The organism is Maricaulis sp. (genome assembly GCF_017643475.1).
Lineage (GTDB): Bacteria > Pseudomonadota > Alphaproteobacteria > Caulobacterales > Maricaulaceae > Maricaulis.
The window spans coordinates 915033-936954 of sequence record NZ_JAEPNI010000001.1; the positions used below are offsets into that span (position 1 = coordinate 915033).

20 protein-coding genes are annotated in these 21922 nt (G+C 60.7%); 11 read left to right on the forward strand and 9 right to left on the reverse strand.

The genetic code is table 11. The features are described 5' to 3' along the window. Positions 1-9 precede the first annotated feature (9 nt). The 3 genes from JJ889_RS04355 (at position 10) to JJ889_RS04365 (ending at position 3398) form a co-directional block, all read left to right on the forward strand. On the forward strand, positions 10-1359 hold the full coding sequence (locus tag JJ889_RS04355) for a TldD/PmbA family protein (protein WP_291891792.1): 1350 nt from the start codon (positions 10-12) through the stop codon (positions 1357-1359). Between the two features lie 23 nt (positions 1360-1382). After that, entirely contained in the window at positions 1383-1631 is a 249-nt protein-coding gene (locus tag JJ889_RS04360) for a DUF4170 domain-containing protein (RefSeq protein ID WP_291891794.1), read from the forward strand. A gap of 69 nt (positions 1632-1700) precedes the next feature. Beyond that, a complete protein-coding gene (locus JJ889_RS04365) occupies positions 1701-3398 on the forward strand; it encodes an ABC transporter ATP-binding protein (RefSeq protein ID WP_291891796.1) in 1698 nt (565 codons plus the stop codon). On the opposite strand, the gene JJ889_RS04370 is transcribed toward JJ889_RS04365, so the two are convergent. Both JJ889_RS04370 and JJ889_RS04375 read right to left on the reverse strand, forming a co-directional pair. Then, positions 3399-5003: a hybrid sensor histidine kinase/response regulator gene (locus JJ889_RS04370; protein ID WP_291891798.1), complete on the reverse strand. Its 1605-nt coding sequence runs from the start codon at positions 5001-5003 to the stop codon at positions 3399-3401. It abuts the gene before it with no gap. 135 nt (positions 5004-5138) lie between these two features. Next, a complete protein-coding gene (locus JJ889_RS04375; RefSeq protein ID WP_291891800.1) occupies positions 5139-5801 on the reverse strand; it encodes a hypothetical protein in 663 nt (220 codons plus the stop codon). Between the two features lie 103 nt (positions 5802-5904). Here JJ889_RS04375 and JJ889_RS04380 point away from each other — a divergent pair, with 103 nt between their 5' ends. The 4 genes from JJ889_RS04380 to JJ889_RS04395 are packed head-to-tail and all read left to right on the forward strand — an operon-like array spanning position 5905 to position 9892. Beyond that, positions 5905-6663 carry a lysophospholipid acyltransferase family protein gene (locus JJ889_RS04380; protein WP_291891803.1) on the forward strand — a complete coding sequence of 253 codons (759 nt, stop codon included), beginning with the start codon at positions 5905-5907 and terminating at the stop codon, positions 6661-6663. Then, positions 6660-7946, forward strand: a complete 1287-nt coding sequence (locus JJ889_RS04385; RefSeq protein ID WP_291891806.1) for a 3-deoxy-D-manno-octulosonic acid transferase — start codon at positions 6660-6662, stop codon at positions 7944-7946. Before JJ889_RS04380 ends, JJ889_RS04385 begins: the two co-directional genes overlap by 4 nt. Next, positions 7943-8950: a tetraacyldisaccharide 4'-kinase gene (gene lpxK, locus JJ889_RS04390; RefSeq protein ID WP_291891810.1), complete on the forward strand. Its 1008-nt coding sequence runs from the start codon at positions 7943-7945 to the stop codon at positions 8948-8950. The genes JJ889_RS04385 and lpxK overlap by 4 nt, the downstream gene beginning before the upstream one ends. A gap of 9 nt (positions 8951-8959) precedes the next feature. Further along, positions 8960-9892 (forward strand): lysophospholipid acyltransferase family protein, encoded by a 933-nt coding sequence (locus tag JJ889_RS04395; RefSeq protein ID WP_291891813.1) that lies wholly within the window; start codon positions 8960-8962, stop codon positions 9890-9892. Between the two features lie 19 nt (positions 9893-9911). Here the strand turns inward: JJ889_RS04395 and JJ889_RS04400 are convergent, their stop codons facing one another. The 5 genes from JJ889_RS04400 to JJ889_RS04420 form a co-directional block, all read right to left on the reverse strand. Next, positions 9912-11258, reverse strand: a complete 1347-nt coding sequence (locus JJ889_RS04400) for an NAD(P)/FAD-dependent oxidoreductase (protein ID WP_291891816.1) — start codon at positions 11256-11258, stop codon at positions 9912-9914. A 127-nt stretch (positions 11259-11385) separates the two neighbouring features. Then, the gene (locus JJ889_RS04405) at positions 11386-11931 is read right to left on the reverse strand and encodes a TetR/AcrR family transcriptional regulator (protein ID WP_291891819.1); all 546 of its coding nucleotides are present in this window, start codon (positions 11929-11931) and stop codon (positions 11386-11388) included. A gap of 98 nt (positions 11932-12029) precedes the next feature. After that, on the reverse strand, positions 12030-12980 hold the full coding sequence (gene trxB / locus JJ889_RS04410; protein ID WP_291891822.1) for a thioredoxin-disulfide reductase: 951 nt from the start codon (positions 12978-12980) through the stop codon (positions 12030-12032). Positions 12981-13083: 103 nt separating this feature from the next. Continuing rightward, complete coding sequence (locus tag JJ889_RS04415; RefSeq protein ID WP_291891825.1) at positions 13084-13572, reverse strand: sulfur transferase domain-containing protein; 489 nt, start codon at positions 13570-13572, stop codon at positions 13084-13086. After that, the gene (locus JJ889_RS04420; protein WP_291891827.1) at positions 13569-14531 is read right to left on the reverse strand and encodes a mitochondrial fission ELM1 family protein; all 963 of its coding nucleotides are present in this window, start codon (positions 14529-14531) and stop codon (positions 13569-13571) included. The genes JJ889_RS04415 and JJ889_RS04420 overlap by 4 nt, the downstream gene beginning before the upstream one ends. A gap of 237 nt (positions 14532-14768) precedes the next feature. Between JJ889_RS04420 and JJ889_RS04425 the strand changes: the two genes are divergently transcribed. From JJ889_RS04425 to JJ889_RS04440, 4 genes are all read left to right on the forward strand, one after another. Then, positions 14769-15143, forward strand: coding sequence for a BlaI/MecI/CopY family transcriptional regulator (locus JJ889_RS04425; RefSeq protein ID WP_291891830.1), 375 nt, complete (start codon positions 14769-14771; stop codon positions 15141-15143). Then, a complete protein-coding gene (locus JJ889_RS04430; RefSeq protein ID WP_291891833.1) occupies positions 15136-17157 on the forward strand; it encodes a M56 family metallopeptidase in 2022 nt (673 codons plus the stop codon). Before JJ889_RS04425 ends, JJ889_RS04430 begins: the two co-directional genes overlap by 8 nt. Positions 17158-17295: 138 nt before the next feature. Continuing rightward, positions 17296-17670 (forward strand): BlaI/MecI/CopY family transcriptional regulator, encoded by a 375-nt coding sequence (locus tag JJ889_RS04435; protein WP_291891836.1) that lies wholly within the window; start codon positions 17296-17298, stop codon positions 17668-17670. Next, positions 17667-19454 (forward strand): M56 family metallopeptidase, encoded by a 1788-nt coding sequence (locus tag JJ889_RS04440; protein ID WP_291891839.1) that lies wholly within the window; start codon positions 17667-17669, stop codon positions 19452-19454. Before JJ889_RS04435 ends, JJ889_RS04440 begins: the two co-directional genes overlap by 4 nt. Positions 19455-19549: 95 nt before the next feature. Here JJ889_RS04440 and JJ889_RS04445 read toward each other — a convergent pair whose 3' ends face one another. Beyond that, entirely contained in the window at positions 19550-21286 is a 1737-nt protein-coding gene (locus tag JJ889_RS04445) for a HEAT repeat domain-containing protein (RefSeq protein ID WP_291891842.1), read from the reverse strand. 120 nt (positions 21287-21406) lie between these two features. Beyond that, positions 21407-21880, reverse strand: coding sequence for a transcription elongation factor GreA (gene greA, locus JJ889_RS04450; protein WP_291891844.1), 474 nt, complete (start codon positions 21878-21880; stop codon positions 21407-21409). Positions 21881-21922: the final 42 nt, after the last annotated feature.

Sequence of the window (21922 nt, forward strand, 5' to 3'; positions counted from 1 at the left end):
ACAAAATCGATGACTTCACCTGACAAACAACGCCTCCAGGATATCGCTGCCGATCTGATCGAGCGGGCGATGAAGGCCGGTGCCGATGCTGCCGAGGCCTCGGTCAGCGAATCCCGCAATACCGAACTGTCCGTGCGCGACGGCAATCTCGAGGATATCGAGGGATCGGAAAGCCTGGATGCCGGCGTGCGCGTCTTTATTGGCAAGCAGCAGGCCGGTGTTGCCTTCTCCGACCTGTCATCGGATGGCCGGAGCCAGTCCCTCGAGCGTGCTGTCTCCATGGCTCGTGTGGCGCCGGAGGATCCCTTCTCGGCCCTCGCGGAAGCGGAGCGCCTGTGTGACAACCCGCCGGAAATCCAGCTGTTCGACAATACCGTCTGGTCGCCGCAGGATCTGGAGGCCCGCGCCATAGAGGTCGAGACCGCTGCGCGAGCCGTTGACGGCGTTTCCATGACCGACAGTGCCTTTGCCAGCTTTGGTCAGGGGGCGGCAGCCTATGCCACCTCAACAGGTTTCAACCAGGGTTGGCGCAAGAGCGTCTTTTCCTACGGCGCCAGTGTCATCGCTGAAAAAGACGGGGCCATGGAGCGCGACTATTCCGCGACCAGCGCCCGGCGCCCGGCAGATCTGCGCGCGACCCGCGAGATCGGCTCCGAGGCCGGCGAACGCACGGCCCGGCGTGTCGGTCCGCGCAAGATCGACAGTGGCAGCCTGCCGGTCGTGTTTGATCGGCGTGTTGCCTCGACCTTCCTCAGCGCCCTGTGTGGTGCCATTTCCGGGCCGGCAGTGGCGCGCGGCGTTTCCTTCCTGCGCGAGAAAATGGGTGAACAGGTCTTCGCTGACGGTATCACCATTCATGACGAGCCGCACCGCGACTGGGGTCATGGCTCTGCCCCCTTTGATGGCGAGGGCACGGTCAACCGCGCCAGTCGCATCATCGATGATGGTCGTCTGACAACCTGGTTCCTCAATTCCGCTGCTGCGCGCCAGCTCGAGCTGGCGCCGACCGGACACGCGCGGCGCAGCATGGGTGGTCCACCGGGCGCCGGACCAACCAACCTGCATCTGGAAGCCGGTGCCAAGAGCCGGGACGCGCTGATCGGTGGTATTTCCGACGGTATTGTCGTGATGGAGATGTTCGGTCCCTCACTCAATTCCAATACCGGCGACTGGTCTGTCGGTGTCTCCGGTTATCGCATCGAGAACGGCGTCATGACCTATCCGGTGAGCGAGATCACCGTGGCCGGTAATCTGACCGAAATCTTTGCGCGGCTTGTTCCGGCGAGTGACCTGGAATTCCGCGGTTCCATCAATTCTCCCAGTGTGCTGGTCGACGCAATGTCCGTCGGCGGGCTCTAAGCTTCAATCCCAAGAGGGCTGAGATGAAAAAAGACAATGAATTGAACCAACAGCTGCTTCACCTCGTCATCGGTGGCGAGCTGGCGTGTGTGACCCCGGACAATTGCGAGTTCAAGGATCTGGAAGAAGTCGATTTTGTCGGTGCTTTCGGCACGTATGAAGAAGCACGAGCCGCCTGGAAAGGTGCAGCCCAGCGTACGGTCGACAATGCCCACATGCGCTATTTCATCATCCACGCGCACAAGCTGCTCGAACCGCAGACCGGCAAATAGTCTGACACCTTGAGTGACACGGCTCGCACTTCCACCTGGCAGCTGGGGAAACGTCTCTGGCAGGACTGGGTGACAACCAGGCCAGCGCTTCTTGTCGGAGCGCTGGTTCTTGCCGTGGTCACTGCGCTGGCCGCTGCGAGTTACGCCGGTTTGATTGCCTGGACGTTTGATCTGCTTGAACAGCGTGACCCGTCCTTCTTTCCCTCGGCGCCTCTGGTCATTGTCGTGCTGACCACGATCCGGGCGCTCAGCCTGTATGGCCAAACCGTCCTGACCAACCGCATTGCGCTAACCGTGATGCAGGACATGCAGAATGCGATGTTCGCGCGTTTCATGCATGCCGATTTTGCGAGACTGACGTCCGAGCCGGTTGGCGCGCTGGTCTCACGTTTTACCAATGACATCACGTTGCTCCGTGAGACCCTTGTGCGCCTGGCAAACAATCTTGCGCGTGATGTCCTGACTGTTTTCGCGGCGATTGCCTGGATGATCTATCTGGACTGGATGCTGACGGCGATGATCCTGGTGGTCTATCCGATCGCCTTCTACCCGGTCGTTCACATAGGCCAGAAACTGCGCAAGACGTCTGCTGATGCCCAGTCGCAGATGGGCGCTGTTACCAGCCAGCTTGAAGAGAGTTTTTCCGGCGCGCGCATGGTCAAGACCTATGGCCTGGAAGACTACGAGACCGATAGGGCTCGCATGTCGTTCCTGGAACGCCTCAAATTCCTCTTCCGCATTACCGAGAACCGCGCCCGTGTTGATCCCATCCTGGAAGTCGTTGGCGGTCTGGCCCTGGCAGGGCTGGTCGGTTTTGCCGGTTGGCGCCTGATTGATGGTGCGACGTCCATCGGCAATCTGATGGGCATCCTGACGGCACTGGGTGTGATGTCTCCGGCGATCCGCGCCATCGGCACGTTGAACGCGGTCGTGCAGGAAGGCTTCGCGGTTCTCGAACGGATTTTCGCCGTGCTCGACGAGCCTGACACCATCAAGCCGGCGCTGCAAGCTCCGGCACTAAGGGTCAGCCAGGGCGGTGTGTCGCTGGAGGCCGTCAGCTTCAACTATCCCGATGGCACGACTGCATTGCGGGAGGTGTCGCTCAAGGCCAAACCTGGCCAGACCATTGCCTTGGTTGGCGCATCGGGTTCAGGCAAATCCACCATCATCAATCTCATCCCGCGGCTCTATGACGTCTCGACCGGGCTGTTGCAGATTGATGGTCAGGACATTCGCGCGGTATCGCTTGCCAGCCTGCGCCGTGCCATGGCCCTGGTCAGCCAGGATGTGACCCTGTTCGATGACAGCGTACGGGCCAATATTGCGTTTGGCCGTCTGGATGCGAGTGATGAGGAGATCGAGGCCGCGGCCAGGGCTGCTGACGCCCATGACTTCATCATGGAGCTGCCGGAGGGTTATGCCAGCCCGGTTGGTCCGCGTGGTGGCAATCTGTCCGGTGGCCAGCGACAGCGCATCTCGATTGCCCGGGCCATTCTCAAGGACGCGCCCATCCTCTTGCTGGATGAGGCTACCAGCGCACTGGACACACAGTCCGAGAAACGCGTTCAGAACGCGCTGGATCGTCTATCCGAGGGGCGCACCACGATTGTCATCGCGCACCGTCTCTCGACCGTTCGCAATGCGGACTGGATCTATGTGATGCAGGATGGCGAGGTCTGTGAACAGGGTCAGCACGACGCCCTGGTCGACAAGGGCGGGGTCTATGCCCGCCTGAGCCAGATGCAGTTCGGGCAGCAGGACGAGTAGTTACTCGGCTGCGGTCGTCAGGATATCCGTGTTGCGACCCTCGGGCAGTTCCACCGAGAACACCGAACCGGCGCCCGGCGCACTTTCCACCGAGATATCCCCGCCCATCAGCTCAGCCAGTTTCTTGGCAATGGCCAGGCCCAGTCCGGTGCCGCCATTCTTGCGCGCCAGCTCGGATTCCGCCTGGCTGAAGGGCATGAAGATGCGATTGACCAGATCGCCATCCATTCCGATGCCGGTGTCGGCAACTTCCAGCATGATCTTGTGCTCGCCGGTTTCCATCTGGGAGGTCAGGCATTTCACCCGGATCTCGCCGCGTTCGGTGAATTTGACGGCATTGGAGAGGAGATTGGACAGGATCTGTCGTATGCGCGCTGGATCGCCAATGGCCTCACGGTCCGCGCAGGGGTCGATCTCGACATGCATGTTGAGGCCTTTCTCACTGGCCTTCATGCGATAAGGACCGGTGACGCTTTGCACCAGTTCAGACGGATTATAGGTCGCGTCCTCGACCTCGAACCGGCCATTCTCGATATTGGCCAGGTCCAGAATATCGTTGAGTATATCCAGCAGGGTCTCACCGGAGCGGTGAATGAGGTCGACCATCTCGCCCTGGGATTCGGACAGTTCTGTGCTGGCGAGCAGGCTGGACATGCCCAGCACACCGTTCATGGGTGTGCGGATCTCGTGGCTCATCGTGGCCAGGAATTTCGATTTGGCGCGGCTGGCTTCGGTCGCTTGCTGGCGGGCTTCCACGAGGTCATGGATATCGGTCATCGCGCCGACAAAACGGCTTGGATCGCCATCGGGCGTTCGCACGGCTTCGCCACGCAGGCGGAACCAGCGATAGGTGCCGCCGACAACTTTCATGCGCGCCGTCATGTCGAACGGGCCGCCTGTGTCGAAATGGCGTTGCTGGGCAGCCTGGAAACGGTTGCGGTCGTCGCGATGGAGGAGAGTCTTGAACGCGTCGGAGCCGGCGGTGAATTCGCGGGACTGATAGCCCAGGAGTTCACGTGCCCGCGCCGAGAGATAGACCTGATCCGTTTCCAGGCACCAGTCGATAATCCCGTCCGACGTTCCCTTCATGGCGAGCGCGGCGCGTTCGCCGGACTCGATGGTCAGGATGTCGCCGGTCAAGCGACGCTTGTAATGATTGAAGACTGCCAGCAATTCGGCCGCATGATCGATCGCGCGCTTGAATTGGGCGACGATGATGCCGATCGATTGTGCGCCCTGGAAGAGCGGCATCGCGACATAGCCGCGGATACCCATCTGTTCCAGGATGATGTCTTTGGGAAACAGGGCTGTGACCTGGTCATCATGGATCGCCGCACCAACACGCAGAACTTCCTCGCAGGGGGTGCCAACGATGGGGTAGCAGAAGTTCCCGGCCGGCTTCTTGTTCGTCATCACGTGGAGGGTGCGGATGTAGCGGTGGGCGACATCGGTGCGTCCGACATAGATCCTGTCCGCGTCGAACAGCTCGGCCGTGTGTCTGACAAAGGCTTGCAGAAATCCCTGACAGCTCTCTCGTGAGAGAACAAAGTTCAGCCGCTCCAGCCGTCCGCTTGTTCTTTCACCCTTGATAGCCAGATCATGCATTGCCCGTCTCCCAGTCCCGCACGTCGGGTCAGGGGAAGACGCCAACGTGGTTAACAGGTGTTAATGTGACGGATGCCTGTGGAAAGGTGGCGTCATATCTGATGATTCAGTAGGTTATAAAGAATCAGCGGGGCGTCATTCGCGACGAAGAATACGCTCTGTCAGTAGGTTACCCCACCAGCTCGCCATGAATTCGGACTGCACTGCATCTCGGTCGTAGACATTCTCGACCCAGTCCCAGAATTCGATCGGATTCGATTCGTTGTACAGCCGGTATGTCTCGAAGAAGTGGTCGAGCACCCCGGTCTTCCCGGCCTTAACGTGCAGATACTTAAGGGAGAGATGAGTGATCGCCTCATCATAGGGCATTTTAAGATGAATCAGCCGGAAGAGAACCGACATCAACCCGGCCCGGTCCGCGCCTGACTTGCAGTGAAGGAAGGCGGGATACGCAATCGATTCGAAAATCTTCTTCGCGCGTTGCATGCGATCAAGATAGGGCGCCTCGCGAGAGCCGAACGGCATGTCGATCATTTCCAGGCCGAGCTTTTCGCAGGCTTCCTTCTCCAGATCATAATAGCTTACGCCCGGCTGAGTTCCGCGGATATTGAGAATGGTCTTGAAACCCTGTTCCTTGAGCCATTCCAGGCGTTCGGGCGAGGGCTGGTTGCCGCGCCACATGCCGCCACCGACCTCGTGCATATTGTGAAAGCGCTGGCGCAGGATGCCGTGATCCTTCCAGAGATAATCACTCCAGGCGCGTTTGCGGTCTTCCGGGTTGCTCAGGTCGTAGCTCATGATGGTTCCATTCTCCCTCTGCCGGATTTAGGCTGATGAAGACGCGCATGCAACCGCGCGCTACTCTTGACCTTCGCGCGATTGGGAGCGAGCAAGGTACATCATGTTGAAACGTTTGCTGGCTCAGGCCTGGATGCAAGAAGTCATCGCCTTTCTTGTCTTCCTCTATATTGAAACCGTTCGCCGCTCTATCCGCTGGGAAGTGCGCAATGCCGAGTTCATCGACAAGGTGCATGCCGAGAATATCCCGATTATTGGTGTGATCTGGCATGGTCGCATCCTGATGGCGCTGGAAGGCTGGCATCGGAATTATTCGCGCATGATGGCGGTCGCCTCGCGGTCCCGCGACGCGGAATTTGGGGCACGCCTGGTGAAGTATTACGGCGTCAAGCTGGCACGCGGCTCCTCGCACAATCCGAACAAGCCGGGATCCGACAAGGGGGGCAGCAAGGCCTACCGCGAGGTTCTGCGCCATATTGAAAACGGTGGAAGCGGTGCGGTCACGCCGGACGGGCCGCGCGGCCCGCGCATGCGAGCAAGCTATGGCCCGGTGCGGCTGGCCCGGGACACCGGCGCGCCGATTGTGCCCTTCACCTGGTCCAGCCGTCGCAAGACCATCATCCACAAGTCCTGGGACAAACATTACCTGCCAAGTTTTTTCACCAAGGGTGTGATTGTCTGGGGTGACCCGATCTATGTGGCCAGGGATGCGACCCAGGAAGACTTGGAAGCAGCCCGTGCGGAGATGGAAGAGCAGATGAACCGCCTGTCGCTGGAAGCGGACGAGGCGGCCGGCGGCGAGATCGTGCGACCGGACGAGCAAAGGCGTTCGACCAACCGGCCGGACGAGATCCCTGCATGAGCCTTCCCGCCTCGCTCCGCTGGTATCGGCTGTTGATGCGGGCCCTGACACCGTTCTCCGAATTGGTGCTCAAGCGACGGGTCAGGGCGGGCAAGGAAGATGCTTCGCGCCTGCATGAACGGCTGGGGAAGCCGGTCGAGCGACGACCGGAAGGCCCTCTGATCTGGCTGCACGGGGCGAGCGTGGGCGAGAGCTTGGTCCTGGCCAGCCTGGTGGACGAGCTGTGCGGTCAGCGTCCGGATCTGCGTTTTGTTGTTACCACTGGCACGGTCACCTCGGCCAACATGATGGCAGACCGCTTGCCATCGACCGCTGTCCATCAGTTTGTCCCGCTCGATACGCCATCGGCTGTCGCGGGTTTTCTTGACCACTGGTCGCCGGACCTGGTGGTATTCGCTGAATCCGAGCTCTGGCCGAACCTGATCTCCGCCATCCGCCAGCGCGACATCCCGTTGGCGCTGGTCAATGCGCGGATGAATGAGAAATCGCTCAGGAGCTGGCGTCGCCGTCGCGAGAGTGCGCGTTATCTGTTGGGCTGTTTCTCCTGGATCGGGCCGGCGGATGAGCGCACGCGTGCCGGGCTCTCTGACCTACTGGGGAGAGAACCACTCGACCTTGTCGGCAATATCAAGCTGGAAGCCAAACCCATGCCGCCCGATCCGCATGAGCTTTCGCGGGTGCGTGTTGCGCTTGCGGGCCGTCCGATCTGGCTCGCCGCATCTACCCATTCCGGTGAGGATGGTATCGCCCTGGCCGCCAATGCCTTGCTCAAGGCGCGACATCCCAACAGCCTGCTGATCCTGGCCCCGCGCCATCCGGAACGGGCCGAGGAGATCGAGAAGCTGATGACGCGTCATGATCACAAATGGGCGCGGCGCTCCCGGGATGAAACCCCGGACACATCCTGTGATGTCTGGCTGGCAGATACGCTGGGAGAGATGGCGCTGTGGTATTCCAGCGCGCCGGCCTCGTTTATTGGCGGCAGCCTGATCCGCGGAATTGGTGGTCATAACCCGATCGAGGCCAGCCAGCTCGGGTCGGCCGTGGTCTCCGGAGAGCATGTGGCCAGTTTCCAGGACGTTTTCGACGCCTACCGTACTGAAAACGCGGTGACCTTTGTGGATGATGCATTGACGCTTTCAGAAGCGGTCGAGAGCATCTGGGAGCATCATAGCCCAACCGCAGAGCAGGGCATGACAGCAGTGCGCCAGCTGTCTGGTGGTGCGCTTGCCCAGACGGTATCGGCCCTGCTGGGTCTGCTTGACGAGGAGGCCGAGGCGTGAGGGAGCCGGCATTCTGGAGAACCGATGGCGGACGCGGGTCCGGTGCCCTGACACGGGCGCTGTTGTCGCCGCTGGGACGGATCTACGCCTGGGCGGTTGCACGCCGGATCCGCCGGACGGAACCCGTCGATCCGGGCGCTCCGGTTATCTGCGTCGGCAACATCACCCTTGGCGGAACGGGCAAGACGCCGGTGACCCAGAGTATTCTGCGCCGCCTGGAGGAGCTCGACTGCAATCCGTGCGCGCTGAGCCGGGGCTATGGTGGTTCCGAGGCCGGTCCGCTTGAGGTGCTTGACGACCACACGGCAGCCCAGGTTGGTGACGAGCCGCGCCTTCTGGCCCGTGATGCGCGCGTCTGGATCTCTCGCGACCGGGTGGAAGGCGCACACGCCGCAGTGGAAGCCGGAATTGATGTCATCGTCATGGATGATGGTCATCAGAATCCCAGCCTGAAAAAGACACTTTCCATCGTCGTCATCGACAGTGTGGCCGGCTGGGGGGGCAATCTTGTTTTTCCGGCAGGCCCGTTGCGGGAGCCCGTTCCGGTGGGGCTGGCGCGCGCGGATGCGGTCATCGTGATGACCCCGGATCAGGACGCTGTGCCCAATTATGAACGCCTGCAGTTGAGCGATCTGGAAATCCCGGTTCTGCAAGCCTGGCTGGAGCCCCGCGAAGCGCCGCCAAAGGGGCGATTGCTGGCCTTTGCCGGTATCGGTCGCCCGCAGAAATTCTTCGATGCCCTGGAAGCAGCCGGGGCAGAGCTGACGGACGGGCTCGATTTCCCGGACCATCACCCCTATTCGCAGCGGGACCTGGCCTATCTGCGCGAACACGCCGCCAGCCATGAGGCGCAGCTGATCACCACCGAGAAGGACTGGGTGCGCCTGCCACCTGATGCGCGCAAGGACATACGGGCCTGGCCGGTGGAGGCGCGTTTCGCCAATCCGGCCGCGCTGGATGCGTTATTGCTCGACATTGTGGACGCCAGGCCGTCGGCCCGCTAAATCCTGTTCATGAGCGAAGTTATCCCTCAGCCATCCGTGATGACGCGTATCAGCTGGCGCCTGCAGGCGATGGCCTGGGACGCCTATCTGGCCTGGTACAAGGTCAAGGGCATCGACAGGGCGTCGGATGCGGCGGGCGCGCTGTTGCAGCGTATCGGACCGATGACCTCTGTTCACAAGGTGGCACGTGTGAACATGCAGCGCTGTTTCCCCGATGCCGAGCCGATGGAAATCGACCGCCTGCTGCGCGGTATGTGGGATAATTTTGGGCGTCTGGGCGGAGAAATGCCGCATCTGGGCGTGTTCGCCGGACCAGAGTTTGACGAGCGTGTCGAGTTCATCGGCCGCGAGAAGCTGGAAAAGGCACGGGATGAAGGCCGCCCGCTGGTCATCATCTCCATGCACCACTCCAACTGGGAGATCGCGGCCGCGGCGATCAGCCAGACCGGACTGCCCTGCCACATCACTTATCGCGCCGCCAATAATCCGCTGATCGATGAGCGCATAGCCGCGACGCGCAAGGATTACGGCGTCAAGACGCTGACCGCCAAGGGCGGCGATGGTGCCAAGGCGCTGATGAATGCGCTGAAGCGGGGTGAGTCCGTCGCGCTGATGAACGATCAGAAGATGAATGACGGCGTGGAAGCACCGTTTTTCGGGTATCCCTCGATGACGGCACCGGGGCCGACACGTCTGGCCATGCGCTACAATGCACCGCTGACACCGATCTCGGTTCGCCGCACAGGCGGCGCGAACTTCCAGGTCGAGGTCCATGACCCGATCGAACTGTCCGACAATCCCGACAAGGCCGAGGCCATTGTCGAGACTGTCGCGCGCATCAATCAGTGGGTCGAGGCAGAGGTGCGCAAGGCCCCGGAACAATGGTTCTGGGTCCATCGTCGCTGGGCCAAGCCGATCTACAAACAGGCACGCGAGGCCTGACGGCCCCGCGCTGTTCTTCCTAGAGCAGGTTCTTGATATCCGAGGAGAAGCTCGGATAGGCGAAGATTGTTGACTTGATCTCGCTGACACTCACCCTGTGTTTCATGGCAAAGGACAGGATGTGGATGATGTCGTCCGCGTGGTGACCGAGTAGGTGGGCACCGACAATCTGGTCGCTGTCCTCATCGATGAGGATTTTCGACCAGGCCAGGCTTTCCGCATAGGACTTGCCGGAGAGCCAGCCGGTCATGTCATTCACGGCAACGCGCAGATTGCCGATGCTTTCCTGCGCCTGGGTCTCGGTGAGGCCGACACTGGCGAAACTCGGTACGGTGTAGACGGAATTCGGGACCGCGAAATAGTCCGGAGCCTCGGTGCTGCCGGTCAGGATGTTGCGCGCCACGATCTGACCCTCATGGGTCGCGAAGGGGGAAAGCTGGGCCGTGTGGACCAGCGCATCACCTGCCACCCAGATCGCCGGATTGCTGGTGGATTGCAGGTGCGGGTGGATTTCGATGCGGATGCCGTCATGCGTGATGCCGGCCTTGTCCAGATCCAGCGTATCGACATTGGCCATGCGGCCGGCACCATTGATGACCCGTTCCGCAGCCAGCACGATGGTTTCGCCATCCTTTTCAAATACGACTTCCAGACCGTCATCTGCACGGCGGACCTCATTGACACCCACACCGGTGTGAACCTCCACACCCAGGCGCTCGGTCTCGGCCTGCAACATGGCGACGGCGTCCGCGTCCAGCCGCGGCAGAAGCTGCGGAGCGAGTTCCAGGATGGTGACTTGGGTGCCGGCGCGGGCATAGACATGGCTGAACTCCAGCGCAATCACACCACCGCCGATGAAGACAACGCTTTCCGGCTGGTGTGTGTCTGACAGAACGTCATCGGAGGTCATCAGGAGTTCCGCACCCGGGATCGGCAGGGGACGGGTTTTCGATCCGGTCGCGATGATGATGTGTTCAGCCGTCAGCTCGGTGTCGCCGACACGGACCGAATTGCGGCCGGTGAATCTGGCGTGGCCGCGATAGACAACGCCGCGCTTGGCCGCGAGATCCCCCATGGCGCCCGGAATGAAGCTGATCATGTCATTCTTGCGCTCGATCAGTGCTTTCCAGTCCAGCTTCACATCGCCAACCGAAATGCCGTGAGCTGAAGCCTTGGCGATGGTGTCGAGCGAAGTAGCTGCCGCGACCAGGACCTTTTTGGGTGTACAGCCGCGATTGGGGCAGGTGCCGCCAAAGTCCAGCTCTTCGATAAAGGCGATACGCTTGCCGGCTTCTGCCAGCGGTGCCGAGGCGCCGAAACCTGCATTGCCGCCGCCGATGATGATGATGTCGTATTCCCGGGTCATGGATGGGCTCCCTGCGATTGTGGTTCGAGGGGCAGATGGTGAGCCCCAGTATAACGCACAAGATGCCTACCTATCACTAGGTTGTGAGCGTCGCGAGAGGGAGGCGAGGAGCTGGGACTGCGCGTGGCTAGGTTTGCCCCGGCACCGCCCAGGCTTGCCAGGCGGCACCGATCGCTGCGTCGATTTCGGCTTGCGACCAGGTCTTGCCCTGGTTGAGCTGTTTGAGCATCGCCATCATGGGCGGGAAAAAGAAGGCGACAAGAACATCACGCGGAAGATCGCGGATTTCTCCGGAGACCTGGCCGTCTTTGATGATGGCGCACAGGTGATCCATGATGCGTTCATGGACGGTGCCGCCTTCCTGGCTGGACAGGGCACTTTCACCGAAACGCTGGCCGAAGGTGAAGGCGGGCAGGTCGTGGCAATAGGTATTCCACATGCCCAGCCACATGGCGCGGGCGCGGTCCCTGATACTGGCACTGTCACCGGTCTCGGCGGAAACGCGTTCGAACACGTCCGCCTTGAGCTGGCGATAGGCCGCGATCATCAGCTCGTCCTTGCTCTTGAAATGACGGTAAAGCGTACCTTCCGCCATGCCAGAGCGGTCGGCAATGGCCGCCGTGGTCGCCGCACCAAAACCGTCGGCTGCCACAATATCCATCGCGGCGCGCATGAGTTTTTCTTTGGTATTGGACGGCTGGGTGAGCATGGACTCACATATAGGGTGTTTGCGGGCCGGCTGCCAAACGCGCGGCTGCCAGCCCGGAAAACCTAGTCCTCGAGCGAGGCGAGGTAACGTTCCGCATCAAGCGCGGCCTGGCAGCCCATGCCCGCAGCCGTGACGGCCTGGCGATAGGTGTCGTCGGTGACGTCGCCGGCGGCATAGACACCGGGAATGGAAGTCTTGGGTGTGCCGGGCTCGGTGACGAGATAGCCGCCATCCTTGGTTTCCAGCTGGCCCACAAACAGCTCGGTCGCCGGCGCGTGGCCGATGGCAATGAAGACACCGTGCGTGTTGTGTTCGGAGACTTCGCCCGTCTTGATATTCTTCAGACGCACACCCGTAACCGCCGGGAAGGGGTCGGTATCGCCGGTGATTTCCTCGACGACACTGTCCCAGATCACTTCGACCTTGGGGTTCTTCAGCAGGCGATCCTGCATGACTTTCTCGGCGCGCAGGCTGTCGCGGCGATGCACCAGCGTGACCTTCGAGGCGATATTGGCCAGGTAGAGCGCTTCCTCGACAGCGGTATTGCCGCCACCGACCACGAAGACTTCCTTTTCGCGATAGAAAAAGCCGTCACAGGTCGCGCAGGCAGAGACGCCGCCGGTGGCAAAGGTCTGCTCGCTCTCCAGGCCCAGCCATTTGGCCTGGGCACCGGTGGCGATGACGACCGAGTCGGCCGTGAAGACCGCGCCGCTGTCCAAGGTCAGGGTGAAGGGCCGCTGGGACAGGTCCGCCTTGACCACGAGGTCATTGACCATCTCGGTGCCGACCTTTTCGGCCTGGTCACGCATCTGTTCCATCAGCCAGGGGCCCTGGATGACGTCGGCAAAGCCGGGATAGTTCTCGACATCGGTGGTGATGGTCAGCTGACCACCCGGCTGTAGGCCGGAGATCAGGACGGGTTCGAGCATGGCGCGCGCAGCATAGATGGCTGCCGTATAACCTGCAGCGCCGGATCCGATGATGACCAGGCGCGAGTGGCGCGTCTCAGACATGATATTTCCTCAAACGAACGGGGTTGGGCGCCCGGACAGACGCCGATTCGACTGGACCCTATATAATCAATCTTTGCCGCAATGCTCGCGACTGATTGCAGCGTTACTGGTCGTTATCCGGCGTGAGGGCGCGAACCATGCCGTTATCGCGGCCACCGGGCCAGCCAATCGTGTCGAACGGATTGTCGATGGACGGGTCCTGGCTCATCAGGTGAGCGGAGTAGAGATGGGCGGAACGTGTACCGGATCGGCAATGCATGACGATCTCGCCATCCAGCTCCGCCAGCAATTCTCCAAGCGCCACGGTATGATCCGGATCCGCGCCGTAACGCCCGCCTATCGGCAGTTCCACATACCGTATGCCGCGGCTTTCCACTGCCTCACGCATGTTGAAGCCCAGGCCAGCGGTTTCTTCCGGAGTGCGTGAATTGACGATCGCCTGCACGCCGGCCGCGGCCCAGGCGTCCAGATCCTCCAGCGCGGGCTGGGCAGCGAGAATGACACGTTCGTGCTGAACAACGGTGGCGGGCGTATCGGCTTGGCTCATGGTCAGTCCCAGGCTGGCGAGAAGAGTGGTGAGAGAAGTGATCATGTCGGCATCCTTTGCTCGACGGAGCTAGAGCGCGCCTGCCAGCGTTCAAGCAGAAACGCGGCGATGCGGTCCGTCTCGGCGAAACGAGCATAGGTCCACCGGGCCAGCTGGCCAAGATAGGGGCGAACCGCGCCCCAGCCTTCCAGCCTGGCGTGCAGATAACCGAACTTTCCGGCCTCGCCCGCCATTGGCAGGGCATAGACAGGTTTGCCGGTCGTGGCGGCCTCGACCAGCATGTTGGTCGATTCCTCGGTGACAAAGATCCAGTCTGCTGCGGCGAGGAAAGCGAAGTAGGGGTTCTCCCCAACGCCATCGAACAGCCAGACATCATCGCGCTCGCCAAATTCGGTCTTCAGCCGGGCATGCACCGTTTCGGGTGTACGCCGGGAGGCGGTGATCATCAGCTTGATACCCTGGTCGAGCAGGGTGTGCAGGCGGTGAACGAGATAATCGGCCACCCGGTCATCCAGCTTGAAGCGTTTGGAGTGACCACCGATCAGCACAGCAGCGCGCGCGCCTGGCAAGCTTGCCAGTTCGTCGGAGAACTGGGTCATGGCATTGGAAAACTGCGCCTGGGACAGACGGTTCGGTGATCCGATCATTGCGATGGCGTTGGGCTTGTTTACCCGATCATGATCCGGCGCGATGATCAGGTCGAAACTGCGATATTTGGTGCGCGGGTCCTGGACATAGACGAAATAGCAATCGGGAAAGACCCGGCGATGTTTGCCCGCGAGCGGAACAGCCGCGCGGCCGCAACCGATCCAGATATCGGGCGGTGGGCTGGATGGCAGGGCGACAAATCCCTGTTTTGTCACGTGCACGAGATGGATGGCCAGGCGGGTGTCGGGCAGTTGCCGCGCCAGTGCTTCGGCCAGGCCGAGCGCCTGGTTTTCAATGCCGCGACGGCCGTCAGAGACGACCCAGCAGACTGCCTGTTGTTGCGCAATGCCGGTCATGAGCGCCAATCCCCCTTGCCCTATTGCTGGACCGGACCGCCTGCTCTGGCAAGTAAAAGCCTCAGATTTTCCCGGGATGGGAATAGGGTGGGACACTTGTAGCAAGCTTCCCCCTAGGCGCCGGCCGGCTTTGGGCCCAGAACTCCATCCACGTCGAGATCTCCGGAATGGTGCTTGACGGGGTGCTATGTTTGTAGCATCGTGTGACAAACGTAACATAAATGTGGTGATCGTCTCATGGCCGACCAGGCTCCTTCCCAGGCAGAACTCGTAGTCCTCAAGCAATTGTGGGCGAGCGGCGAACAGAGCGCACGCGAAGTGCACGACCAGGTCGCGACTGTCACAGACTGGTCCTATTCGACGACCCGCACGCTCCTCGCCCGCATGGTCCAGAAGGGCCTGGTTGAAAAGCGCGACAGCCATGGGCTGGCCCTCTACGCGGCCGGCGAGGCCAAGGTCAGCCTGATCGGCAAGATGGTGAAGAGTTTCTCCCAGAAAGTTCTGGAGCTGGACGGTTCCCTTCCGGTGTCTGCCTTCTCTGACAGCAAGCTGCTAGACGAGGGCGAGCTGGACGAGCTGAGTCGCCTGCTCGAGGAGGACGAAGATGACTAGTCTTCTCGTTTCCCTGTTCATTGCGCTGGGCCTGTCAGCCCTGATCGCCAGCTTGTCCGTGCGGGTCGTTGACCGCCTGGAGAAGAATCGCGAGATCGAGGCGACCAGTCGTATCACGATCTGGCGCATGGCGCGCCTTGCGGCTCTGGCACCGATTGCCATGGCGCTGGTTTTCTCGATCTTCCCGCAACTGACAGCCAGTTTCACGACTCCTGATTTCCTGCGCCCGGCCGCCGTCACACCGGTTGAACAGGTCGAGCCATTCGCTGTCGACACCGCGCTTGAAATACCTGCGGCCGAGCCGGACGTAGCGGCCCGTGCGCTTCCGGCAGCCGGCGGTGATCTGGATACCGGTCTTCTTGTTTCCAGCGACCAACCCGTTGCTGCGTCTTCCGCATTCGAAATTCCGAGCTGGCTGACGCCGCTCAACGTGTTGATGTCAGCCTATCTGGCCGGGCTGCTGATTGCGCTGGCGCGCTTTGCGCTGCGCCGGATGGCGCTGGCCGGGTTGATCGCGACGAGCGACCGGCCACAGCGCGAGCTGCAGTCCCTGTACGAGCAGTGGACCGGCCGCATGGAGCTGGAAAACAGTGTCAGCCGCCTGGTCGTAGTCGACGCGGCAGTTACTCCCTTTGTCACCGGCTGGCAGCCGACCATCGTCCTGCCGCGCAGCCTGGCAGATGAAAACCAACGACAAGCGGCGGAGATCGCTGTCGTTCACGAGCTGGTTCACGTTCGCAGGGGCGATGAGCGTGACCGGTTTGTCGGTGAGCTTCTCACCGTGGCGCTCTGGTTCAACCCGGCGCTGAAAGCAATCGAGTCTCGGCTCTCCCATGCGAGGGAACTCGCCTGTGATGCCGAGGCACTTCACGAGATTGGGGGGCGAGCGCAGAGACGCGCTTACGCTCGGGCCATGATCGACGCGGCAAAAGCAGGGCTCCGCCCGGCGCCCTGCCTGTCGGCTTTCGGTCCAGAAAATAAAAGGAACAGAGAAATGCGGATCAAAGCGATCTTGTCCCAGTCCACCAACATGTCGTCCAAGGGCTTTCTGGCCGCTGCAGGCGGTGCCCTGGCCCTGATGATGGCGCCGACCTATGCCGCCCAGGCCATGGCGACGAATTATCTCAGCGCCGATGCGCCGACGGTTGTTGCCGCGACGGCGACCTCCCTGTCGGCCGCTGTGGTCGCTGAGCGCGATGGTGAGACACCGATCCGCCGGACGCTGAACGCTTCACCGCTGGCAGCCCTGTCCGCGCTGGAATCGCTTGAGGCCCTGGAAAATCTGGACGAGTCCAGCATCATCGGTAATCCGGCCAACTGGATGGCGATCGGTGCCTTTGCATCCGGTGCGTCCTCCACGCTTAACCTCAATGTTGAAGACGAGAACGGCAACCCGGTCCGCATCAGCATCAATGAGAGCAATGGCGAGCGCGTGGACATCGAGTTCACCGACGAGGAAGGTCGCCGCAACCGTCTGCGCGCCCATGACCGTGGAGGTGATGACGCCGAGGTGACGCTGTATCTCGACGATGCCGATGAGCCGTTCTTCCAGGTTCTGGCGGGCGATGATGAAGCCAACATGCTGTTCCATGACGATGTCGGTCCGGTTCGCATGCAGGTGCGTGACGATGATGACGATGCCACCATCATCGTCACCGACGAGCAGACCGGTCAGTCCAGCGAGCTTTTCTTCCAGGACACGGATGACGGCCGCATCATGGCTCCGGCCGATGCCCGCGTCAGCCATGTCGGTACGGACGCTCCGGGTCCGGACAGTGTTGGCCAGTATGTCGTGCTTGATCACGGTACCGGCTGGTCCACGGTTTATCACGGGCTGGAAAGCGTTGAGGTTCGTGAAGGCCAGCGCATCAGCCGCGGTGACCTGGTCGGTGCCGGTGACCCGGACTATGATCATGACTGGGATCCGATGGACAGCGATAACAGCTTCAATTCCATCGATATCGTCGACAATACCTCGATGTCGATTGTTCGGACCTCCCAGGTCGAACTCTAAGCTTTACAGCGACTTGTAGCGCATCAACGCCTCCGGCTCCGCCGGGGGCGTTTTCGGTTGGGCCAAGATTAACCGCTTTTCATTTGCGCGCGTGCGCTACAAATGTAGAGTACTGTCGACAACGAGGCAGGACTCCGCATGAACGACATCTCCCCATCACCCGCTGAACTGACGGTTCTCAAGCATCTCTGGGCGGTTGGCCCGCAGAGCGCGCGCGAGACCCACAAGGTTGTTGCCGGTCCTACGGGATGGTCGCCCTCGACGACACGAACCGTGCTGACGCGCATGGTGCAGAAGGGCTTGGTGACCAAGGCAGACTCCCATGGTCTCGCCGTGTTCGAGGCCAAGGTGCGCAAGGTCGATCTGATCGGTCGCATGATCCGCGAGTTTACCGAGGATGTGTTGGAGCTGCGCGGCCCGCTGCCCTCGACGGCCTTCACCAATTCCGATCTGCTTTCCGATGATGAAGCCAATGACCTGATGAAACTTCTCGATGAGGAGCGTTCGGAATGATGGGGCTTCTCAACGCGATTGTTCTGGGTGCAGGCCTGTCACTGCTCGGCGGCCTGATCCTGCTTGTCCTGGGCCGTTTCCTGGAAAGGCGTGACCCGCTCAGCGGTGTCGAGCTGTGGCGGACGGCGCGGATCGCCGCGATCGTACCGCTGGTGCTGGCCCCGGTTATCTATTTTATCCCTCAGGCGGCGCCCGGGAATGTGATGCTCAATCCCCCGGTAGCCTCGCTTGCCACTCCCGTGGCGTCGTCTACCCCGGTTCAGCTTGAATTGCCGGAAACCAGCCTGATGTTGGTGGCCCTGTATCTGCTCGGGCTGATTGCTTCTGTGGTGTTCGCCGGATTTCGCCATGTGCGCCGGTCCCGGCTGATGCGGGATGGGGAGTATGCGGGCGAGCTGGAGCTTGAAACCCTCACAGGACAGGTGCTGGACACACCCGTCCCGGCGGCACGCCTCTTGATAAGCAATGAAACCCTGACCCCGGTCCTTACCGGCTGGAAGGGTGTTGTGGTTGCGCCGGGACAGATTTTCGACGACCCGGAAGTGGCGCGTTACGCCCTTGTGCACGAGCTGGTGCACCTGCGTCGCGGGGATGAGCGCGACCGTCTGATCGGCGTCGCCCTGACCACGGTCTTCTGGTTCCACTGGCCCCTGCGCCAGATTGAAAAACACCTCGATGCGGCGCGCGAGATCGCCTGCGACGCCGAGGTTCTCGAATTGTTGGGAGGAGGGGCGCGTAAGCCCTATGCGGCGGCATTGATCACGATGATGCGGGGTGGTTTTGCAACCGCTTCTGCCTTCGGATCAAAAGACAGGAGGCACCGCGAAATGCGGATCAAATCAATTCTTTCGGCGAATGAAGGCAAGCGTTCGTCCAAACGGGCCCTGACCAGCGTATTGCTCTTGAGCTGGCTGCCCGTTGCCTGTGCCCAGGCGATGGCCACGGACCGTGTCGAGAACGAGCGCGGTATCCATTTTGTTTCCCGGGGTGATCATGAACTGCATGAAGTTCACGAGAACATCCAGGTTCGTCGCACCGAAGGTGAAGATGGCGAAGCCCTCTGGGAAGTGATCGTCGAAGGGGACGGCTCCCCCGAGGAGCGTGAAGCCCGCCGTCAGGAAATCCTGCAGCAGCTGGAGTCGGGTGAGGATGGCAATGTCTTTGTCCTGCAATCATCTCGTGTCGCAGGTAACGTCGCCCCGGCGATTGTTGAACGTTTGGTCGGAGAGAACGGTGCCCGTGTTGCCGTGCGTGTCCACGAAAATATCGTCCTGCACGAAGTTGATGGTGAAGACAGCGATGTGAATGTCTTTGTCCGCCGTATCGAGGACCTCGAAGGGGTTGAGCTCGAAAGCAATGTCATGGTGCTCGAGAGCACGGATGGTCACGTTATCGATCTCATGAACTCGGATGAGAACGTCATTGTCTTCTCAAGCGGCGAGGGTGATGGCACCGTCACCCGCAGTTGGACCAGCGATGATGGCGGAGAGTTTGAAGTCATCGTTCGCACGGATTCTGATGGCGAAGCCCGTGAATGGGTCAGCGAGGACGGTCGCGAGATCGAGGTGATCGTGACCGGTGCTCCGGAAGACGGACGTTCCCTGGAATGGGAGAGCGAGGACGGTGAACGCATGGAGCTGCGAATTTTTGGCGGGTCCGACGTCGCACGACGTGTCCTGCGCGAGGTCCGTGTCGAACGCGCCCACGCGCCGGAAGGCTCGGAAGAGCCGGAAAACGAGCCGCGCGACGAACCGGAAAAAGCCCCGGTAGACGAGCCCAAGTGATTGTGCCCCGCGGAGTTGCTCACCAGGCACCTCCTCCCAACACCGGGGCATGAAAAACGGCCGGAGCATCGCTCCGGCCGTTGTTTTTGTGGCGGTCAATGCCTCGTTTCGCAGTCTGCAAAGCCGAGCATGCCCTGTTCGACGTCGAAAACGACAACGAAGCGGGAGTTCTCGACCTCGCTGAACCCTGCGAACAATACATCTGTCAGCTGAGAAAAGCCGCCATAAAGCGGTTCCGGAGCTTGAGTGAGGTGTTTAACGACCAGGTCGCCGTCTTCGATGGTCAGTTGATAGATGTCCCCGATGCCCAAAAGGCCGTGGGAGAGGCCGGTTGAAATGATCGCCAGCTCGGATGTGCGCCAGACAGATTGAAAGTTGTCGTCAATGAGCACCTGGGAATTGACGGTATCGGTCTTCAGCAGCAGCTCGCCGCCCCATTCGCCGCGGTTGGTACCAACGAAATCCAATTCGCCCATCGTGAACGTCTGATGATGACCGAAATCATCCGAAACCAACCGAGTCGCATGAAATTCGGAGGGTGAGATAGGCATGCCCTGCCAGGACCATTGCCCGCTTTCGCAGGATCCGCGCTCACTGCGTCGCGGAAGTCGCCAGTGGAAGTCTTCCTTTGTCTCCCAGTTCTCTGTCAGCTCCCCGAGCGAGGAGCGGACATAGTGATACCAGTGCGCTTCTGCGACCTCCGCGATGATCGGGATTGAGGTCCGGTCGTCGAGCGACCGCAGCGCGCCGGCTGCGGAGAGAACGTCGCTCCAGTTCCCGGAATGTAGGAAAGCTCGCAGGTGTGTCGTGGCGCCTTGGTACTGTAAATCCCCGAGTACCTCGATCACCCAGTTTCGAAAATCGGGATCGGTGGAAGCAAGCGCAGTGACAAGTCGTTCACCAATGATGTCGCTTTGATGTGGCTGATTTCCCAGATAGTACAGCGGGCAATAGCCATGATCCGCCCGCCAGCCTTCACCGATTGCGTGAGCCCCACAGCGATCGAGCAGGAGGGGAACAACCGCGCTGCTGTTGATCCGCATCAGCTGATTTTGTGCCGAATAGGCGAGCAGTTCGTGTTCATCTTCGGCGAGATCCATCAATTCGGCCGAATACTCGGAAAGCAGCTCGCTGCTTACGCTCTCCAACAGAAACGCCGCGGCTGTGCGGGCTTCAATGGACAGGCTTCTGTCGGTGCTCTGATGGATCAACATGGACAGGGAAGATGGGGACAAAGGGTCCGTTAGCTCGTCATATTGACCGCCCACGATGTGCATGGACTGCGCTAGTTCATATCCGTCATCATGACGGCCTTCCGTCAGCAGAGCCTCGACCCTGGCGAGGACAATCGGTAATGCGGCGTTGGTCGAGAACGACAGGGCATCATCCAGCAGCGTGTCGCTGAAACTCCCGTCAAAGATGTCCAGAAGTCCGAGAATGCTCTGTTCTGTCCCAATCCGGCCCAACAAGAGAACTGACGCGTTTTCGCGATCTTGCCGTGCTCGTCTCAATAGTTCCGAGACTTCTTCGTGCGAATAACCTTCCAGGCGCAACGCTAGAGAAAGTCGCAAATCGTATCGGGACCGCGCTCTCAGGTTTGCGAGACCTTGCAAGATGCTGGCGCGTCCAAGATCAGCGTTCTCCTGATAGATGTTCACGAGACGCTCCATCTGACTGGGAGAGACGTCTCGGCTATTGGTCTGGTTGATGAGGTCCTCGCATTGGGAAATGCTCGCGCAGTTCGAAATGGAGACCGGTACTTCTGGTGGCACGGGAAGGGCCGCAGTCAAGTGCTGCGAAAATGCGAGGCTCAGTAAGATGCTGGTGAGCATGTGTGCTCCCCTCTGTCTGGCCGCGTGCCGATTGTAACGTGTTTGGTTGTTTGCGGTCCACGGCCGATCAAAAAAAAGGCGCCCATCGGCGCCTTTTCGTGAATAATCAGATCAAGCGGTCTAGAGCCACTCTACCGTGACAATTTCATAGGATTTCAGTCCGCCGGGGGCGTTGACCTCGACGACATCGCCGACTTCCTTGTTGATCATGGCGCGGGCGATCGGGGAGGAGATCGAGATCTTGCCTTCCTTCACATCCGCCTCGTCATCACCAACCACCTGGTAGCGGCTTTCTTCCTCGGTATCTTCGTCAAAGACGGTAACCGTGGCGCCGAACTTGACGGTGTCACCACCCAGCTTGGCCACGTCGATGACCTCGGCGCGGGCCAGCTTGTCTTCCAGCTCGGCCAGGCGACCTTCGATATAGCCCTGGCGTTCCTTGGCAGCGTGATATTCGGCGTTCTCGGAGAGATCGCCGTGTTCACGCGCTTCCGCGATGGCTGCAATTACGGCCGGACGTTCAACCGTTTTCAAATGTTTCATCTCTGCGTCGAGGGCTTGATGCCCCGCAGCAGTCATAGGGATCTTGTTCATGAGACCACTTATCTTCAGGAGAGCCGAAGACGCTAGCGCCGA

What these genes read in the sequence shown, in the direction of transcription:
- JJ889_RS04420 (WP_291891827.1), bottom strand. Translation starts at nt 14,531, where the DNA reads ATGACCGGCATTGCGCAACAACAGGCAGTCTGCTGGGTCGTCTCTGAC.
- greA (WP_291891844.1), bottom strand. Translation starts at nt 21,880, where the DNA reads ATGAACAAGATCCCTATGACTGCTGCGGGGCATCAAGCCCTCGACGCA.
- JJ889_RS04395 (WP_291891813.1), top strand. Translation starts at nt 8,960, where the DNA reads ATGAGCGAAGTTATCCCTCAGCCATCCGTGATGACGCGTATCAGCTGG.
- JJ889_RS04425 (WP_291891830.1), top strand. Translation starts at nt 14,769, where the DNA reads ATGGCCGACCAGGCTCCTTCCCAGGCAGAACTCGTAGTCCTCAAGCAA.
- trxB (WP_291891822.1), bottom strand. Translation starts at nt 12,980, where the DNA reads ATGTCTGAGACGCGCCACTCGCGCCTGGTCATCATCGGATCCGGCGCT.
- JJ889_RS04435 (WP_291891836.1), top strand. Translation starts at nt 17,296, where the DNA reads ATGAACGACATCTCCCCATCACCCGCTGAACTGACGGTTCTCAAGCAT.
- JJ889_RS04380 (WP_291891803.1), top strand. Translation starts at nt 5,905, where the DNA reads ATGTTGAAACGTTTGCTGGCTCAGGCCTGGATGCAAGAAGTCATCGCC.
- JJ889_RS04430 (WP_291891833.1), top strand. Translation starts at nt 15,136, where the DNA reads ATGACTAGTCTTCTCGTTTCCCTGTTCATTGCGCTGGGCCTGTCAGCC.
- JJ889_RS04360 (WP_291891794.1), top strand. Translation starts at nt 1,383, where the DNA reads ATGAAAAAAGACAATGAATTGAACCAACAGCTGCTTCACCTCGTCATC.
- JJ889_RS04375 (WP_291891800.1), bottom strand. Translation starts at nt 5,801, where the DNA reads ATGAGCTACGACCTGAGCAACCCGGAAGACCGCAAACGCGCCTGGAGT.
- JJ889_RS04400 (WP_291891816.1), bottom strand. Translation starts at nt 11,258, where the DNA reads ATGACCCGGGAATACGACATCATCATCATCGGCGGCGGCAATGCAGGT.
- JJ889_RS04385 (WP_291891806.1), top strand. Translation starts at nt 6,660, where the DNA reads ATGAGCCTTCCCGCCTCGCTCCGCTGGTATCGGCTGTTGATGCGGGCC.
- JJ889_RS04405 (WP_291891819.1), bottom strand. Translation starts at nt 11,931, where the DNA reads ATGCGCGCCGCGATGGATATTGTGGCAGCCGACGGTTTTGGTGCGGCG.
- JJ889_RS04415 (WP_291891825.1), bottom strand. Translation starts at nt 13,572, where the DNA reads ATGATCACTTCTCTCACCACTCTTCTCGCCAGCCTGGGACTGACCATG.
- JJ889_RS04370 (WP_291891798.1), bottom strand. Translation starts at nt 5,003, where the DNA reads ATGCATGATCTGGCTATCAAGGGTGAAAGAACAAGCGGACGGCTGGAG.
- JJ889_RS04355 (WP_291891792.1), top strand. Translation starts at nt 10, where the DNA reads ATGACTTCACCTGACAAACAACGCCTCCAGGATATCGCTGCCGATCTG.
- JJ889_RS04445 (WP_291891842.1), bottom strand. Translation starts at nt 21,286, where the DNA reads ATGCTCACCAGCATCTTACTGAGCCTCGCATTTTCGCAGCACTTGACT.
- JJ889_RS04440 (WP_291891839.1), top strand. Translation starts at nt 17,667, where the DNA reads ATGATGGGGCTTCTCAACGCGATTGTTCTGGGTGCAGGCCTGTCACTG.